The 16,067-nt window shown below is 64.4% G+C and carries 14 protein-coding genes; 2 read left to right on the top strand and 12 right to left on the bottom strand.

Annotated elements, in window-relative coordinates; genetic code table 11:
- Positions 1-410 precede the first annotated feature (410 nt).
- The 12 genes from ACPEE1_RS06320 to ACPEE1_RS06265 all read right to left on the bottom strand — a co-directional run bounded on the left by ACPEE1_RS06320 (position 411) and on the right by ACPEE1_RS06265 (position 14,426).
- Positions 411-1,142 carry an ABC transporter ATP-binding protein gene (locus ACPEE1_RS06320; RefSeq protein ID WP_116927504.1) on the bottom strand — a complete coding sequence of 244 codons (732 nt, stop codon included), beginning with the start codon at positions 1,140-1,142 and terminating at the stop codon, positions 411-413.
- A 2-nt stretch (positions 1,143-1,144) separates the two neighbouring features.
- On the bottom strand, positions 1,145-1,924 hold the full coding sequence (locus ACPEE1_RS06315; RefSeq protein WP_423935581.1) for an ABC transporter ATP-binding protein: 780 nt from the start codon (positions 1,922-1,924) through the stop codon (positions 1,145-1,147).
- Positions 1,925-1,939: 15 nt separating this feature from the next.
- Positions 1,940-3,016, bottom strand: coding sequence for a branched-chain amino acid ABC transporter permease (locus tag ACPEE1_RS06310; protein ID WP_021027914.1), 1,077 nt, complete (start codon positions 3,014-3,016; stop codon positions 1,940-1,942).
- 10 nt (positions 3,017-3,026) lie between these two features.
- Positions 3,027-3,956 carry a branched-chain amino acid ABC transporter permease gene (locus ACPEE1_RS06305; RefSeq protein WP_021027913.1) on the bottom strand — a complete coding sequence of 310 codons (930 nt, stop codon included), beginning with the start codon at positions 3,954-3,956 and terminating at the stop codon, positions 3,027-3,029.
- Between the two features lie 436 nt (positions 3,957-4,392).
- Complete coding sequence (locus tag ACPEE1_RS06300; RefSeq protein WP_423935578.1) at positions 4,393-5,325, bottom strand: electron transfer flavoprotein subunit alpha/FixB family protein; 933 nt, start codon at positions 5,323-5,325, stop codon at positions 4,393-4,395.
- Positions 5,326-5,368: 43 nt separating this feature from the next.
- Entirely contained in the window at positions 5,369-6,118 is a 750-nt protein-coding gene (locus ACPEE1_RS06295; RefSeq protein WP_116927872.1) for an electron transfer flavoprotein subunit beta/FixA family protein, read from the bottom strand.
- 68 nt (positions 6,119-6,186) lie between these two features.
- Positions 6,187-7,413 (bottom strand): CaiB/BaiF CoA transferase family protein, encoded by a 1,227-nt coding sequence (locus tag ACPEE1_RS06290; RefSeq protein WP_116927791.1) that lies wholly within the window; start codon positions 7,411-7,413, stop codon positions 6,187-6,189.
- Between the two features lie 69 nt (positions 7,414-7,482).
- Positions 7,483-8,292 carry an oxepin-CoA hydrolase, alternative type gene (locus ACPEE1_RS06285; RefSeq protein ID WP_116927790.1) on the bottom strand — a complete coding sequence of 270 codons (810 nt, stop codon included), beginning with the start codon at positions 8,290-8,292 and terminating at the stop codon, positions 7,483-7,485.
- Positions 8,292-9,449, bottom strand: a complete 1,158-nt coding sequence (locus ACPEE1_RS06280) for an acyl-CoA dehydrogenase family protein (RefSeq protein ID WP_116927789.1) — start codon at positions 9,447-9,449, stop codon at positions 8,292-8,294. Before ACPEE1_RS06280 ends, ACPEE1_RS06285 begins: the two co-directional genes overlap by 1 nt.
- 156 nt (positions 9,450-9,605) lie before the next feature.
- Entirely contained in the window at positions 9,606-10,802 is a 1,197-nt protein-coding gene (locus tag ACPEE1_RS06275) for an acyl-CoA dehydrogenase family protein (protein WP_116927788.1), read from the bottom strand.
- A gap of 140 nt (positions 10,803-10,942) precedes the next feature.
- Positions 10,943-12,139 carry an acetyl-CoA C-acyltransferase gene (locus tag ACPEE1_RS06270; protein WP_423935575.1) on the bottom strand — a complete coding sequence of 399 codons (1,197 nt, stop codon included), beginning with the start codon at positions 12,137-12,139 and terminating at the stop codon, positions 10,943-10,945.
- 166 nt (positions 12,140-12,305) lie between these two features.
- Positions 12,306-14,426, bottom strand: coding sequence for a 3-hydroxyacyl-CoA dehydrogenase NAD-binding domain-containing protein (locus ACPEE1_RS06265; RefSeq protein ID WP_116927786.1), 2,121 nt, complete (start codon positions 14,424-14,426; stop codon positions 12,306-12,308).
- Positions 14,427-14,547: 121 nt separating this feature from the next.
- Here ACPEE1_RS06265 and ACPEE1_RS06260 point away from each other — a divergent pair, with 121 nt between their 5' ends.
- Positions 14,548-15,459, top strand: coding sequence for a LysR family transcriptional regulator (locus tag ACPEE1_RS06260; RefSeq protein ID WP_116927785.1), 912 nt, complete (start codon positions 14,548-14,550; stop codon positions 15,457-15,459).
- Positions 15,460-15,647: 188 nt separating this feature from the next.
- Positions 15,648-16,064: a tripartite tricarboxylate transporter TctB family protein gene (locus ACPEE1_RS06255; protein WP_423935573.1), complete on the top strand. Its 417-nt coding sequence runs from the start codon at positions 15,648-15,650 to the stop codon at positions 16,062-16,064.
- The last annotated feature ends 3 nt before the right edge of the window (positions 16,065-16,067 follow it).

Below are 16,067 nucleotides of genomic sequence, written 5' to 3'. Positions count from 1 at the left end.
CTGCGCACACCCGGCCGGAATCTGGCTTGTCAGCCCCGGCTCCCTGGCCCTGCCGCCACCCTGCAACTCCTTGAATTGCCAGCGGTGTCAGTGGTTTGCAGTGCGCAAAATCTGTCATTCACGGCGCATTGCTGCACTGCAAAATTCACCAATTTTAAATGCAATTGTCATTTCTTTGTCGCATTTGAGGCCGCGACGCCGAAAACAGCGCAGCCCGCGCCCTGCCCGCCGCGCCTGGTACAGAGGGAGAACGGCAGCGCTGGCGCTGTCTCCCAAAGCGCGCTACCTTGCGCTTGCCGCCATCGGCTCCCACCGTGTTTTTGCGGGGCGATGGCCAAATGCCTGCGCCAACCGGCAGCAATAAAAAAAGCACTGCCGGGCAGTGCTTGGGGAGTGCATGCGCGCTGCCGCTATTCACCCAGATAGGCGGCGCGCACCTTGGGGTCGGCCAGCAGCTGCTGGCCCGGGCCGGTCATCGTGATGATGCCCGACTCCATTACATAGCCCCGGTCGGCAATGGCCAGCGCGCGGCTGGCGTTCTGTTCCACCAGCACGATGGTCACGCCCATCGCATAGACATTGCGCACCACCTCGAAGATCTTGTCCACCATGATCGGCGACAGGCCCATCGATGGCTCATCGAGCAGCAGCAGCTTGGGCTGCGCCATCAGCGCGCGCGCCATCGCCAGCATCTGCTGCTCGCCGCCGGACATGGTGCCCGCCAGCTGGTCCTTGCGTTCGCGCAGGCGCGGGAAGATGTTAAACATCTTCTCGATATCGGCCTGGATGCCGGCCTTGTCCTTGCGCAGGTAGGCGCCCAGCATCAGGTTGTCGGTGATGGTCTGGCGCGTGAAGACGCCCCGCCCTTCTGGCACCATCACCAGGCCCTTGGCCACCAGGTCCCAGGCGCCCCGGCCCTTGAGGTTCTCGCCCAGAAACTCGATCTGCCCGTCATTGATGGCCTGCGTGGCCGTCACCGCCTTCATCGTCGTGGTCTTGCCCGCACCGTTGGAGCCGATCAGCGATACCAGCTCGCCCTCATGCACCTCGAAATCGACGCCCTTGACGGCCTGAATGCCCCCATAGGCCACTTTCAGCCCTCGCACCTTCAGCAGTACGGGGTTGGATGTCTTGTCAACCATGCTCAGTGTCCTCCGGTGCCCAGATAGGCCTCAATCACTTTTTCGTCTTTCTGCACCTCGGCGGGCGCCCCCTCGGCCAGCCGCTTGCCGTAGTCGAGCACGGTCACCCGGTCGCACAGTCCCATCACCAGCTTCACATCATGCTCGATCAGCAAGATCGTGCGGTTGTCGTTGCGGATGCGGTCGATCAGCTCGCGCAGCTGCACCTTCTCGGTCGCATTCATGCCGGCGGCGGGCTCGTCGAGCGCAATCAGTTGCGGGTCGGTGGCCAGCGCGCGCGCAATCTCCAGGCGGCGCTGGTCGCCGTAAGACAAGGTGCGCGCCTTGTAATCGGCATAGCGCTCAATGCCCACATAGGCGAGCAGCTCGCGGGCACGCTCGGCAATGGCCCGCTCCTCGGCCTTGAAGCCCGGTGTGCGAAAGATCGCGCCCAGGAGGCCCGAATGGCTGCGCACATGGCGGCCCACCATCACGTTCTCCAGCGCCGTCATGTCGGAGAACAGACGGATGTTCTGGAACGTGCGCGCAATGCCGGCCTTGGCCACCAGGTGCACGGCCTTGGGCTCGTAGGGCTTGCCAGCGAGCTCAAAGCTGCCGCTGTCGGGCGTGTACAGGCCGGTGATCACATTGAAGAACGTGGTCTTGCCCGCACCGTTGGGGCCGATCAGGCCATAGACCTGGCCGCGCTCGATGGTCAGACCCACATCCGAGAGGGCCTGCAAGCCGCCAAAGCGCTTGGAAATACCTGCCACCTTGAGTGTAGGAGCTTGTGTGTTCGTCATGCTCGTCTCTCCTGCTCAGTCTTTCTGGATCGCGCTCTTGCCATGCTCGGGTGCCGGCCACAGGCCGCGTGGGCGCAGCAGCATCACCACGATCATCGCCACCGCAATCAAGAGCTGGCGCAGGATGGAGGCATCCAGACGGCCATCGGTCATCTGCTGCAGCGGGCCGGCCACATAGCGCAGCACCTCAGGCAGCGCCGACAGCAGCACGGCACCCAGAATCACACCGGGGATATGGCCCAGGCCGCCGAGCACCACCATGGCGACGATCATGATCGACTCCATCAGGCTGAAGGACTCGGGCGAGACAAAACCCTGGAAGCCGGCAAACATCGCGCCGGACACGCCACCGAACGTGGCACCCATGCCAAAGGCCATCAGCTTGAGGTTGCGGGTGTTGATGCCCATGGCCTTGGCGGCAATCTCGTCCTCGCGGATGGCCATCCAGGCGCGGCCGATGCGCGAGTCCTGCAGGCGGTAGCAGATCACCACACTGGCCACGACCAGCAGCAGGAACAGGTAGTAGTACAAGGTGACCGACGAGACCGTGTAGCTGCCGATCTCCAGCGGCTTGGCAAAGTCAAAGCCAAAGATCTTGATCGAGTCGATCTGGCCCAGGCCCTTGGGCCCATTGGTGATGTTGACGGGCTGGTCCAGGTTCAGCATGAAGATGCGGATGATCTCGCCAAAACCCAGGGTCACGATGGCCAGGTAGTCCCCGCGCAGCTTGAGCACCGGAAAGCCCAAGATCATCCCCGCTATCGCCGCCAGCAACGCGGCCAGCGGTATCACCAGCCAGATGGAGGTGTGCAGGCCATTGGGGAACATGGCCTTGAAGCCTTCAAAGGTCTCGGCCAGGTGGGGCGAGGCCATCAGGCCCAGCATATAGGCGCCCACCGCGTAGAAGGCCACATAGCCCAGGTCCAGCAGGCCGGCAAAGCCCACGACGATGTTCAGGCCCAGGGCCAGCAGGACATAGAGCAGTGCCAGGTCGGCAATGCGCACCCAGGCGTTGCCAAAGGACTGCAGGATCAGCGGCAATACCAGCAGCGCAATCGCGCCCACAATGAACTGTGCTTTGTTGTTCTTCATGCTGTTCCCCTTAAGCCCGATCGGCCACCCGCTCACCCAGCAGACCCGAGGGGCGCAGCGTCAGCACGATGATCAGCACGATGAACGAGAAGATATCGACATACTGGCTGCCCAGCACGCCTCCGGTGAGCTGGCCGATGTAGCCCGCGCCAATGGCTTCGACCAGGCCCAGGATCATCGCACCCACCACGGCGCCGGCCAGGTTGCCGATACCGCCAAACACCGCCGCAATAAAGGCCTTGAGGCCAGGCAAAAAGCCCATGGTGTGCTGCGCCGTGCCGTAGTTCGAGGCCCAGAGCACGCCGGCGATCGCCGCCAGCACCGCACCGATCACAAAGGTGGCCGAGATCACCATGTCGGGCTTGATGCCCATCAGCGCCGCCACGCGGGGGTTCTCTGCCGTGGCCCGCATCGCGCGGCCCAGGCGAGTGTAGTTCACCAGGTACATCAATACCGCCAGCACCACGGCCGTCACGCCCAGCACCAGGATCTGGGTCGGCGTGATCACCGCACCGGCCAGGTCAAAGGGCTCCATCGGCAGCAAGGTTGGATAGGGCTTGTAGTTGGGCTTCCAGATGATCATCGCCAGCGTCTGCAGCAGGATAGACATGCCGATCGCGGTGATCAGCGGCGCCAGGCGCGGGCTGTTGCGCAGCGGCCGGTAGGCCAGCTTCTCGATGGTGAAATTGAGCACCGCCGCCACCACACAGGCAATGAGCGTCGCTATCAGCAAGATGACCCAGCCCGGCGTTCCCGGCATGGCCTCCTGCATCACGCCGATGATGCTCCAGCTGGTCAGCACCCCGATCATCAGCACTTCGCCGTGCGCGAAGTTAATCAATTGAATAATGCCGTACACCATGGTGTAGCCCAAGGCTATCAAAGCGTACATGCTGCCCAATACCAGACCATTAATGATCTGCTGCAGCAAAATATCCATACAACCAACCCTTCAGCTTGGAACCACAACAGCGAAAACTGCATGAAACGGGGGTCTCCCGCGATGCAGCCGCCTCTAACCGCGATAACAGTTTTATGCGGATCGAAACAATTCTATAGACGCGCCCTCAGTTTTTCGGCGACTAGCCCGCTAGCGCTTTCCCTAGTGACCCATGCGCAAACTGCATGAATACAGGTGAGACCGCAGCGACCACCTAGGGAATTTACTAGGTATCGATTCAACGAATCGCCACACACTTTTTACAATTGATGCCGCAAACACAATAATCAAATAAGTGGCTGCGTCTCGCGGCTGGGACACTGGTGTAAATACCTATATCGGCTTTAAGTTGCATAAACAACCAAATACACAGGCTGGCGAACAGGCATAAAAAAACGCGGCCTGGGCCGCGTTCTAGGAAGAGGTCGATCCGCGTTTAGAGCTTGCCCGCCATCTCGGGCACAGCCTCAAACAGGTCGGCCACCAGGCCATAGTCGGCCACGCTGAAGATCGGCGCTTCTTCGTCCTTGTTGATCGCCACGATCACCTTGGAGTCCTTCATGCCGGCCAGATGCTGGATCGCGCCCGAGATGCCCGCTGCCACATACAGCTGGGGCGCGACGATCTTGCCGGTCTGGCCCACTTGCAGGTCGTTGGGCGCGTAGCCCGCATCCACCGCTGCGCGGCTCGCGCCAATGGCCGCGCCCAGCTTGTCGGCCAGCGGGGTCATCACTTCGTTGAACTTCTCGGCGCTGCCCAGCGCCCGGCCACCGGAGACGATGATCTTCGCTGCCGTGAGTTCCGGGCGGTCGTTCTTGGTCACTTCGCGGCCCACAAAGCTGCTCTTGCCGCTGTCAGCGGCGGCTGCCGCGTTCTCGACCGAGGCCGAGCCGCCGGTGGCCGCTGCGGCGTCAAAGCCGGTGCCGCGCACGGTGATGACCTTGGTGGCATCGATCGATTGCACGGTGGCAATGGCATTGCCCGCGTAGATGGGGCGCTCGAAGGTGTCGGCGCTCACCACCTTGGTGATGTCGCTGATCTGGGCCACGTCCAGCTTGGCTGCCACGCGTGGCGCCACGTTCTTGCCCGAGGCAGTGGCTGGCGCCAGGATGTGGCTGTAGTTGCCGGCAATGGCCAGCACTTGCGCGGCCAGGTTTTCGGCCAGGCCGTCTTTCAGCGCCGGGCCATCGGCCAGGATGACTTTGGCAACGCCTGCGATCTGGGCTGCGGCCTGGGCTGCAGCTGCTGCGCCTTCGCCCGCTACCAGCACATGCACATCGCCGCCGCAAGCCAGGGCTGCGGTGACGGTGTTGAGCGTGGCGGTCTTGATCGTTTGGTTGTCGTGTTCTGCAATAACGAGAGCGGTCATGTCTATCGTCTTTCCATTCAATGTGTCAGGTGTCGGGTCAAGGTCAGATGACTTTGGCTTCGTTCTTGAGCTTGTCGATCAAGGTCGCCACATCGGGCACCTTCACGCCGGCGCCGCGCTTGGCAGGTTCCTGCACCTTCAAGGTCTTCAGGCGCGGGCTCACGTCCACACCCAGGTCTTCGGGCTTGACGGTGTCGAGCTGCTTTTTCTTGGCCTTCATGATGTTGGGCAAGGTGACGTAGCGCGGCTCGTTCAGACGCAGGTCGGTGGTGATGACAGCGGGCATGGACAGAGACAGGGTCTCCAGACCGCCGTCCACTTCGCGCGTGACGCTCACCTTGTCGCCAGCGACCTCGACCTTGGAGGCGAACGTGGCCTGGGGCAGATCAGCGAGCGCTGCCAGCATCTGGCCGGTCTGGTTGGCGTCGTCGTCAATCGCTTGCTTGCCGCAGATCACGAGGCCCGGCTGCTCCTTGTCCACCAGCGCCTTCAGGAGCTTGGCAACCGCCAGCGGCTGCAGCTCTTCGGCCGTTTCGACCAGGATGGCGCGGTCTGCACCAATGGCCATCGCCGTGCGCAGCGTCTCCTGGCACTGGGTCACGCCGCAGCTCACTGCGATGATCTCGGTGACCACGCCCTTTTCCTTCAAACGCACGGCCTCTTCCACCGCGATTTCATCAAAGGGGTTCATCGACATCTTCACGTTCGCAATGTCCACTCCCGAGCCATCGCTCTTGACGCGCACCTTGACGTTGTAGTCCACCACGCGTTTGACGGGTACCAGTACTTTCATAGTCTCAGCTTTCTAACAATAAACTCTGGGCCCGCTGCGGCGTCGCTTGCCGCCTGCAGGCCACGGTATCAATCGGGCAAGGTCAGCACGCCTTGCGTCTGGAGTGCTTGCAGTTGCGAATCACTCAAACGCAGCAGATTTTGCAGCACTTCGCGTGTACCTTCACCGAGTGTGGGCGGCGCGCGGCGAATCGGCAGGCGCTCGCCATCCATGCGGATGGGCGGCGCCAGCACGGCGGTGTGGCCGGCCACCGGATGGGGCATGTTCTGCACCAGGCCGGCTTGCTGCACGCGCTCGGAGGTCAGCGCCTCATGCAGGCCCAGCACCTCGCCACATGGCACGCCACAGGCATTGAGCCGCTCGATCAGCAGCGCACGCGGGAAGCTGCGGATCGTCTCGATCATCAGCGGCAGCAAGAGCTTGCGGTCCTTGGCACGCTCCACATTGGTCGCGTACTTGGGGTTGTCGGCCAGGTCGGGGCGCTCGATGACATCGCGGCAGAAGCGCTCGAACTGCGAATTGTTGCCCACCGCAATGATCAGCGGGCCATCGGCCGCCTCGAACATGCCATAGGGCACGATCGAGGGGTGGGCATTGCCAAAACGCTCCGGGTCCTTGCCCATGAACAGCGCATCGAGCCCGTAGTAGCCGGTGATGCTGACGCCGTTGTCAAACAGCGCCATGTCGATCTTGCGGCCCTGGCCGGTGCGCTCGCGGGCAAACAGCGCGGCCAGCACGGCCTGGGCGGCGCTCATGCCGGTCATCAGGTCCACGACGGCCACGCCAAACTTCAGCGGCGGCTGCGAGGCCTCGCCGTTCATCGCCATCAAGCCGGCCTCGCCCTGCACCAAAATGTCGTAGCCCGGGCGGGCCGCCTCCTCGGTGTCGGTGGCATAGCCCGTCACGCTGCAGTAGATGATGTCCTGCTTCAAGGCCTTCAGTGCCTCGTAGCCCAGGCCCAGCTTGTCGGCGCCACCATGCTTGAAGTTGTGGATCACCACATCGAACTGCGGCAGCAGCGCCAGGATCAGCGCCAGGCCTTCGGGCTTTTGCAGGTCCACCGTGATGGACCGCTTGTTGCGGTTCATGCTGTTGTAGTAAGTCGTCTCGGTCTTGCCAATGCGCAAGCCCCAGTCCCGCGTGTCGTCACCCCGCTTGGGGTGCTCGACCTTGATCACCTCGGCCCCCAGATCGCCCAGCACCTGGCCGCACAGCGGGCCGGCAAAAACACGGGACAGGTCCAGGACCTTGACACCCGCCAGCGGCAGGGCCGCGGCGTTCTCTTGCTCACGCATACTTGTCTCCTCGGATCACCAAGGCGGCCGCAACACGGGCCCGCCTGGCGTCACTTTTTTCGATCCATCTCAGCGGCGCAGCGCCAGGTAGTTGGCGGGGCGCTTTTCCAAAAACGCGGCAATGCCCTCGGCCGATTCCGGTGTAGCCTGCGCCTGCACCATCAGCTCGGCCTCCATGTCCAGCTGCGCTTCCAGGCTGTTGTCATAGGCGGCGCGGCACAGCGACTTGATGCTGGCCATGGCTTGCAAGGGGCCATCGGCCAGTTGCGCGGCCAGCGCGATGGCCTGCGCCAGCGCGTCGCCCGGCTCGGCCAGACGGTTGACCAGGCCCAGCTGCTGCATGCGCTCGCCGCTGACCCGGTCGCCCGTCAGGCACAGCTCGGTCAGCAGCTGGCGCGACAGGTGCTCGGCCAAAAAGGCCGTGGCGCCGCCGTCGGGCGACAGCCCCACCTTCACATAGGCCACAGAGAACGCCGCATTGCGCGCAGCGACCAGCATGTCGCAGGCCAAGGCCAGCGACAGGCCGGCACCGGCGGCTGCGCCCTCCACCGCTGCCACTACGGGCTTGGGGCAGTCGCGCAGTGCACGCACCAGGTCATGCAGGCCTTCGAGCAGCTCGCGGCGCTTTTCCACGGGCTGGTCCCGGCGCGTTGCAATGCGGCGCAGGTCACCGCCCGAGCAAAAATGCCCGCCGGCACCGGTGAGCACCATCGCGCCCACGGCCGGGTCGGTCGCAGCCTCCTTGAGCGCTGCGGTCAGGCCCAGGTAGAAGTCGGGCGAGAGCGCATTGCGCGCCGCCTCGTTGTTGTTGGTCAGCACCAGCACGCCGCCTTCGCGGCGCGCCAGCAGCGCGGGGGTGGCGGTGCTGGCGGTCGTCATCAGGCGGCCTTGGCTGCGGCGCGTTCCTGGGCCTGCAACGCCATGTAGCGCGCCAGGTGGTGGTCCATGTCGCCCAGCTGGTGGTCAATCATGATGATGCGCTTGGCGTAGTGCGCCAGCGGCAGCTCCCAGGTCACGCCAATGCCGCCGTGCATCTGGATCGCCTCTTCGGCCATCAAGGTGCCAATCTGGCCCACGCTGTACTTGGCAGCCGACAGCGCTTTCTCGCGCTCAAGGTAGTCGGGGTTGTCAATCGCCGCTGCCGCGTTGATGACGGCCGAGCGCGCCTGCTCGGCTTCGAGCAGCAGATCGGCCATGCGGTGCTGCAGCGCCTGAAAGCTGCCAATGGGCACGCCAAACTGCTTGCGCGTGCGCAGGTATTCCAGCGTGTGGTTCTTGGCCACATCCATCGCGCCCAGCGATTCAGCCGCCAGCGCCAGCAGGCCAAAGCCGCAGATGCGTTCGAGCAGCGCATGGCCTTCACCCAGCGTGCCCAGCAAGGCATCGGCACCGACCTTGACGTTGGCCAGCACCAGCTCGGCGGCATGGCCGCCATCGATGCGGCCATAGCCCCGGCTGCTGATGCCTGCGGCATCGCCCGGCACCAGGAACAGCGAGATGCCGGCCTCATCGCCCACGGCGCCTGCCGTGCGGGCGGAGACCAGCAGCAGCTGCGCCTGGTCGCCAAACAGCACCACCGCCTTGCTGCCGTTGATCACCCAGCCATCGCCCTGGGTTTGGGCAGTGGTGGCCACGCGGCTCAGCTCATAGTGGTTCGCGGGCTCGTCATGCGCCAGCGCGGCAATCGTCTCGCCGCCGATGATGCCTTCGAGCTGCGCCTTTTGCGCCTCGCTGCCGGCCTCGGTCAGCGCGCGGCCCACCAGCAAGGCGCCCAGCAGCGGCTCTGCCACCAGGTGCGTGCCCAGTGCCTCGAACACCACGCTGATATCGACGCCATCGCCGCCAAAGCCGCCATCGGCCTCCTTGAACAGCGCGCCAATCGCGCCCAGTTCGGCCAGCTTGGCATAGGTCTCGGCGCTGAAGCCCTGGTCGCCATAGGCGGCCTTGTTGCGGTACTCGGTGCTGTACTGCTCGCTCAGGTAGCGGCCCAGCGCATCGGCCAGCATGCGGCGGTCTTCATCCAGTTGAAAGTTCATAAAAAATCTCCTTATCTAACCATGGCGCTTGCTGAGATCGCAGCGCCTGGAACCTGCAGGGCACAGCTGCGAGACGCCAGCAAGGGCCGCCCCGCAGCATAGGCGTCGTCCCCCTTCCAGGGGGAAGGCGCGCAGCGCCTCAGGGGGTGGCTTATTTCATAGGCCGAGAATCATCTTGGAGATGATGTTGCGCTGGATCTCGTTCGAGCCGCCGAAGATCGACAGCTTGCGGTAGTTGAAATAGGCCGCAGCAGCGGTGGCCGCTTCCTTGGGGCCCACGGGCGCGTCGGCGTATTCGGCAAACTGCGCCTCTTCGATAAAGGGCAGCGCGTACGGCCCCATCGCACGGCGGATCAGCGACAGCAGCTCCTGGCGCACGACAGTGCCCTTGATCTTGAGCATCGAGCTCTCGGCGCCCGGCACACCGCCGCCCGCGACCGAGGCGATCACGCGCAGGTTGGTGGTGGCCATGTTCAGCAGTTCGATTTCGACCTTGGCCATGCGGGTGGCAAACTGCGGGTCTTCGATCAGCGGCTTGCCGTTGCGCTGCACGCGCTGGGCAATCACCTTGAGCTTTTCCAGCCCGGCCATCGAAAAACCCACGCCGGCAATGCCGGTGCGCTCATAGGTCAGCAGGTACTTGGCATAGGTCCAGCCCTTGTTTTCCTCGCCCACCAGGTTGTCCAGCGGCACCTTCACATCGGTCAGAAAGACTTCGTTGACTTCCTTGTCACCGTCCAGGGTGCGGATGGGGCGCACTTCGACGCCAGGCTGGTTCATGTCGATCAGCACGAAGCTGATGCCCTGCTGCGACTTCACCTCCTTGTTGGTGCGCACCAGGCAGAACATCATGTTGGCGTGCTGGCCCTGGGTGGTCCAGGTCTTTTGGCCGTTGACGATGTAGTGGTCACCCTGGCGCACGGCCGTGGTCTTGAGCGAGGCCAGGTCGGAGCCAGCGCCGGGCTCGGAGTAACCCTGGCACCACCAGTCATCGCCATTCAAAATGCGTGGCAGCCAGTGGCTTTTTTGCGCCTCGTTGCCATACTTGATCAGCACCGGGCCGAGCATGGACAAACCAAAGGGCACCAGGCGCGGGCCACCGGCCAGTGCGCACTCGTCGTCAAAAATGAACTTCTGCACCGGCGACCAGCCCGTGCCACCAAACTCTTGCGGCCAGTGGTAGGCCAGCCAGCCCTTTTTGTTCAGGATGGCATGCCAGTTTTCCTGGTCAAAGCGCGTCAGGCGCTGGCCGGCCTTGACCTTGGCGGCCAGGTCCTGGGGCAGGTTGTCTTTCAGAAACGCACGCACTTCGGCGCGGAACGCTTCTTCTTCGGGACTGAATTGCAAGTCCATGGCTATCTCCTCATTAACGTGGGCGGGCAAGGCCCGCACATCTCAAACTCTGCGCTGCGCGATCTGGGTGACGCCCAGCCAGGGCCGCCCCGTAGCGGCGGCTGCGTCCCCGGGGGGAAGGCGCGCAGCGCCTCAGGGGGTCAGAAAATCTCAAAGAGGCCTGCAGCACCCATGCCGCCGCCCACACACATGGTCACCACGCCCCACTTCACTTTCTCGCCCCGGGCCTTGCGGCGCTGGCCTTCGAGCAGGATGTGGCCGGTCAAACGCGCGCCGGTCATGCCAAAGGGGTGGCCGATGGAGATCGCGCCGCCGTTGACGTTGAGGCGCTCCATCGGGATGCCCAGCTTGCGCTGGCAGTACAGTGCCTGCGAGGCAAAGGCCTCGTTCAGCTCCCAGAGGTCGATGTCCTGCACCGTCAGGCCGTGGCGCGCCAGCAGCTTGGGCACGGCAAACACCGGGCCAATGCCCATCTCGTCGGGCTCGCAACCGGCAGTGGCCAGGCCGCGGAAGGCGCCCAGCGGCGCCAGGCCCAGCTTGGCCGCTTCCTTGGCTTCCATCAGCACGCAGGCGGCCGAGCCATCGGACAGCTGCGAGGCATTGCCGGCGGTGACAAAGTTGCCCGCGCCCTTGACGGGTTCGAGCTTGGCCAGACCCGCGAGCGTGGTCGTGGGGCGGTTGCAGTTGTCCATGGTCGCGGTGACGTCCTTGTAGCTGACTTCACCGGTTTCCTTGTTCTTCTCGGCCATGCGCGTGGCGCAGGGCACGATCTCGTTGTCGAAGGTGCCATTGGCCTGGGCCGCTGCGGTGCGCTGCTGGCTCTGCAGCGAGAAGGCGTCCTGGTCTTCGCGGCTGATGCCGTAGCGCTTGGCGACCACATCAGCGGTGTCGATCATCGCCATGAAGAGGTCGGGCTTGTGCTCGACGAGCCAGGGGTCGGCATCCGAGGGGTTGGTGTTGCTCGAGCGGATCAGCGAGATGCTCTCGACCCCGCCAGCCACCATCGCCGGTGCGCCGTCAACGATGATGCGGCCGGCCGCAAAGGCAATCGCCTGCAGACCCGAGGCGCAAAAACGGTTGACCACGGTGCCGCCCACGCTGATGGGCAGGCCGGCACGCACCGCTGCCTGGCGGCCGATATTGCGGCCGGTCGTCCCCTCGGGGTAGCCGCAGCCCAGCACCACATCTTCGATCAAGGCCGGGTCGATGCCGACGCGCTGCACCGCTGCGCTGATGGAAAAGGCCGCCAGCTGCGCACCGGGCGTGACATTGAACTCCCCACGGTGGGATTTGGCCAGCGGCGTACGCGCTGTCGAAACGATGACGGCTTCACGCATGCATGTCTCCTTGGGTCTGAGCGACCGTTGATTGTGATTTTTGCGGCCGCCAGCGCTTGTCACCCAAGCGCTAACAGCTATTTTTTATGTAGCAACCCGGGGTTTGGCTGTGCGAAAGCCCCGGGCTGCACTGCCGGCCCCGAGGGCCGGATGGGCGCGATGGCGCTCAGGCCGCCTTGTTCAGGCTCTCGAAGTTCTCGCCCTTGTCCACCAACTCCACCAAGAGGGGCGACGGCGTCCAGAACAGCGCGTCCTCTTTTGCAAACTCGCGGATGTCGGCGAGGATCTTGTCCAGGCCCACCATGTCGGCCCACTTCATCGGGCCGCCCCGGAAGCGCGGAAAGCCATAGCCGTAGAGGAAGGTCACATCCACATCCAGCGGGCGCAGCGCAATGCCTTCGCGCACCACATTGGCGCCTTCGTTGACCATCGCGGCCATGTAGCGGCGCATGATCTCGGCATTGCTGAAGCTGCGCGGCGTCACGCCAGCGCGCTGGCGCTCGGCATCCACAATGGCCAGCACTTCGGGGTCTTGCTCGCCCACGCGTGCGCCTTGCGGGTACAGGTAGTAACCGCGCTGGGTCTTCTGGCCAAACCAGCCCTTTTCGGCAATGCGGTCGGCAATCTGCACATAGCGGGCCTGGGGGTTGCGCGTGGCGGCCTTGCGCTTTCGCGTGGCCCAGCCAATGTCGCCACCGGCCAGGTCGGCGACCTGGAAGGGGCCCATGGGGTAGCCAAACTCGCGCACCGCCTCATCGATCTGGTAGGGCGAGGCGCCATCTTCGAGCAGGTAGTTGGCCGCCTCGCGGTACACGGCCAGAATGCGGTTGCCGATAAAGCCATCGCAGACACCGGCGCGCACGGGCACCTTCTTCATGCGGCGGGCCAGCTCGAAAGCGGTGGCCACCACATCGGCGCTCACCTTGGCGGGCACGACGATCTCCAGCAGCTTCATGATGTTGGCGGGGCTGAAGAAGTGCAGACCGATGACATCCTGCGGGCGCGAGATGCTCGCGGCAATCGCATCGATATCCAGGTAGGAGGTGTTGGTGGCAATCACGGCGCCGCTCTTGCAGACCTTGTCCAGCTCGGCAAACACCGCCTTCTTGACGCCCATCTCTTCAAACACCGCCTCGATCACCAGGTCCACCTGGGCGAGCGCGGCGTAGTCGGTGCTGCCGCTGTAGCGCGCCATGATGGCGGCCTTTTTCTCAGCGGTCATGCGGCCCTTGGCGATCAGGCCGTCGTAGACCTTTTCGACATTGGCGCGGCCCCGGGCGATGGATTCCTCATCGCGCTCGACCATCACCACCGGCAGGCCGGCATCGAGTGCCGCCACGGTGATGCCAGCACCCATCGTGCCGCCACCCACCACGCCGATGCTGTTCAGGGCGCGCGGTGCAGCGGCCTTGGCTTCGGGGATCTTGGCGGTTTCACGCTCGGCAAAGAACGCGTGGATCAGGCCGGCACGCTGCGGGCTCTCCAGGCACTGCACAAACAGCTTGCGCTCGTTTTGCATGCCCTGCTCAAACGGCAGATCGAGCGCGCCTTGCACGCATTCGATGATCTTGCCGGGTGAGAACAGGCCCCGGCTTTTCTTGGCCGACTCGGCCTTGGCGGCATCGAGCTCGGCCTGCGAGGTGGCCTTGTCGGCCAGCGCCGTCGCTTCGCGGGTGCGGCGCACCGGGGCGTTTTGCGCCAGCAGCGCGTTGGCGTAGGCCAGGCCTGCCGTGCGGGCATCGCTGCCTGCGGGCTCGACCTTGTCGACCAGGCCCATGGTCAGCGCTTCTTCGGCACTGGCGTGGCGGCCCGAGAGCATCAGATCGAGCGCAGCCTTGACGCCAATGAGGCGCGGCGTGCGCTGCGTGCCACCGGCGCCGGGCAGCAGGCCCAGCTGCACTTCGGGCAGGCCCAGCTTGGCGCCGGAGACCGCCAGGCGGTAGTGGCAAGACAGCGCCACTTCCAGGCCGCCGCCCAGGGCCGGGCCATGGATGGCAGCCACGACCAGCTTGTCGCTGTTTTCCAGCTGCACCAGCACATCGGGCAGGCTGGGCGGCATCGCAGGCTTGCCGAACTCACGGATATCGGCACCGGCGATAAAGGCCTTGCCACTGCCCACCAGCAAGATGGCCTGGACCTGCGCATCGCTGCGCGCCTGGGCCACGGCATCGGCCAGGCCCTGGCGCACGGCCTGGCTCAAGGCGTTGACGGGGGGGTTCTGGATGGTGACGACCAATACCTGCCCTTCGCGGGCAATGTCCACCACCGCAGCGTTCTCTGCGCTCATGCATGTCTCCTGGTTGTTCAATCGAAAACGGGTTGCGAACCATTGTCAATGCAACTAGGCTTATTTGACAATCACATAGAGGATTGACAGACTGTCAAAAGAATTTGGACAATCACACCCCATGGACCACAACGCCCTCACCCTGCTGGTGGAAATCATCGACTCCGGCAATCTCAGCCGGGCTGCCGCCAAGCTCAAGATGAGCCGCGCCAATGTCAGCTACCACCTGGGCCAGCTGGAGAAATCGGTGGGCGTGCAGCTGGTGCGCCGCACCACGCGCCGGGTCGAGCCCACCGAGGTGGGCCTGCGCCTGTATGAGCATGGCCGCAGCATCCGCAACGAGCTGGCCGCCGCCGCCGAGACCATCCGCAGCCTGGGCAAGGGCCTGCAAGGCCGGGTCGGGCTGGCGGTGCCCAGCGGCTATGGCCAGCTGGTGATGAGCGACTGGCTGATCGCCTTCAAGCGCCTCTACCCCGACATCGTGCTCGATGTGATCTTTGAGAACCGGGTCGACAACCTGGTGCGCGATGAGGTGGACATTGCAGTGCGCGTGCTGCCCACGCCACCGGACAACCTGGTGGCCCGCCACATGGGCGAGATGAACTATGTGGCCTGCGCCAGCATCGACTATGCCGGCCAGAACATGCTGCCCCAGCAGCCCGAGGACCTGCGCCATGTGCCGCTGATCACCAGCGGTGTAGTCGGCCAGCAGCTGCTGGTGCGCGCCTACCAGGGCGAGCTGCGCAAGGAGATCCGGCTCGAGCCCAGCCTCATCTCCGAGCATTTTCCGTTTCTGCGCCAGGGCATCATGGCCGGCCTGGGCGTGGGCATCGTGCCCGACTATGTGATCCGCGCCGAGGTCGAGCGCGGCGAGGTCGTCACCACCTTGCGCGACTGGCGGCTGAGCATTTTTGGCAACCACATGTACCTGCTGTGGATGCCCAACCGCCACCAGACCAAGGCCGTGCGCACGATGATCAGCTTTTTGCTCGAGCAGTCGCAGCAGGCCGGCAGCTTGGCTGCGTTGGGCTAAGCGTCGGGCCCCGTTTCAGCGGCCCTTCAAGGCTCAGCGCCGAGTCGCCCGCAGCACGCCTGCCAGCGCGACTTGCGCCCTTCAATCAGGTTCCCGTCAGGTAAGCGCCTTTAAGGTGGCGGCGCCTGCGTGTGTGCCCATCCTGGCTCCACTGCGCGCAGGCATGGAACCACACAGGATTGAACCGAATGAAAATGACAAGAGACATCCATGACATCGTCGGCGGCCTGCTGATGTCAGCAGCAGGCCTGTTCTTTGCGCTGTACGGGCGCGAATACAACTTTGGCAGCGCCGATCGCATGGGGCCGGGCTACTTCCCGGTCGTGCTGGGCTGGCTGCTGTTTGGCCTGGGCCTGCTGCTGGCCCTGCCCGCCTTCTGGCGCCAGGGCAGCCCCATCACGCTGCAGTGGGGCAACCTGTTCTGGTCCGTGGCCAGTCTGCTGGCCTTTGCGCTGCTGCTCTATCCGCTGGGCGTGGCGCTGGCCGCGCTGGTGGCCAGCCTGGTCGCACTGCTGGCCACCAAGATGCGCATCCGCACCCGCTTGCTGGTGAGCCTGGCCGTCGCGGCCCTGACCACCGTGATTTTCCCATTGGCCTGCGCATGACGC

The organism is Comamonas sp. 23, assembly GCF_049601575.1.
Taxonomy (GTDB): Bacteria; Pseudomonadota; Gammaproteobacteria; order Burkholderiales; family Burkholderiaceae_C; genus Comamonas; species Comamonas squillarum.
Note: the sequence above shows the minus strand (reverse complement) of the source record. Positions and strands in the feature narration are given on the sequence as shown.

Bases quoted from the DNA above. Each gene is read 5' to 3' on its own strand.
- ACPEE1_RS06320 (WP_116927504.1), bottom strand. From the start codon at position 1,142: ATGGTTGACAAGACATCCAACCCCGTACTGCTGAAGGTGCGAGGGCTG.
- ACPEE1_RS06315 (WP_423935581.1), bottom strand. From the start codon at position 1,924: ATGACGAACACACAAGCTCCTACACTCAAGGTGGCAGGTATTTCCAAG.
- ACPEE1_RS06310 (WP_021027914.1), bottom strand. From the start codon at position 3,016: ATGAAGAACAACAAAGCACAGTTCATTGTGGGCGCGATTGCGCTGCTG.
- ACPEE1_RS06305 (WP_021027913.1), bottom strand. From the start codon at position 3,956: ATGGATATTTTGCTGCAGCAGATCATTAATGGTCTGGTATTGGGCAGC.
- ACPEE1_RS06300 (WP_423935578.1), bottom strand. From the start codon at position 5,325: ATGACCGCTCTCGTTATTGCAGAACACGACAACCAAACGATCAAGACC.
- ACPEE1_RS06295 (WP_116927872.1), bottom strand. From the start codon at position 6,118: ATGAAAGTACTGGTACCCGTCAAACGCGTGGTGGACTACAACGTCAAG.
- ACPEE1_RS06290 (WP_116927791.1), bottom strand. From the start codon at position 7,413: ATGCGTGAGCAAGAGAACGCCGCGGCCCTGCCGCTGGCGGGTGTCAAG.
- ACPEE1_RS06285 (WP_116927790.1), bottom strand. From the start codon at position 8,292: ATGACGACCGCCAGCACCGCCACCCCCGCGCTGCTGGCGCGCCGCGAA.
- ACPEE1_RS06280 (WP_116927789.1), bottom strand. From the start codon at position 9,449: ATGAACTTTCAACTGGATGAAGACCGCCGCATGCTGGCCGATGCGCTG.
- ACPEE1_RS06275 (WP_116927788.1), bottom strand. From the start codon at position 10,802: ATGGACTTGCAATTCAGTCCCGAAGAAGAAGCGTTCCGCGCCGAAGTG.
- ACPEE1_RS06270 (WP_423935575.1), bottom strand. From the start codon at position 12,139: ATGCGTGAAGCCGTCATCGTTTCGACAGCGCGTACGCCGCTGGCCAAA.
- ACPEE1_RS06265 (WP_116927786.1), bottom strand. From the start codon at position 14,426: ATGAGCGCAGAGAACGCTGCGGTGGTGGACATTGCCCGCGAAGGGCAG.
- ACPEE1_RS06260 (WP_116927785.1), top strand. From the start codon at position 14,548: ATGGACCACAACGCCCTCACCCTGCTGGTGGAAATCATCGACTCCGGC.
- ACPEE1_RS06255 (WP_423935573.1), top strand. From the start codon at position 15,648: ATGAAAATGACAAGAGACATCCATGACATCGTCGGCGGCCTGCTGATG.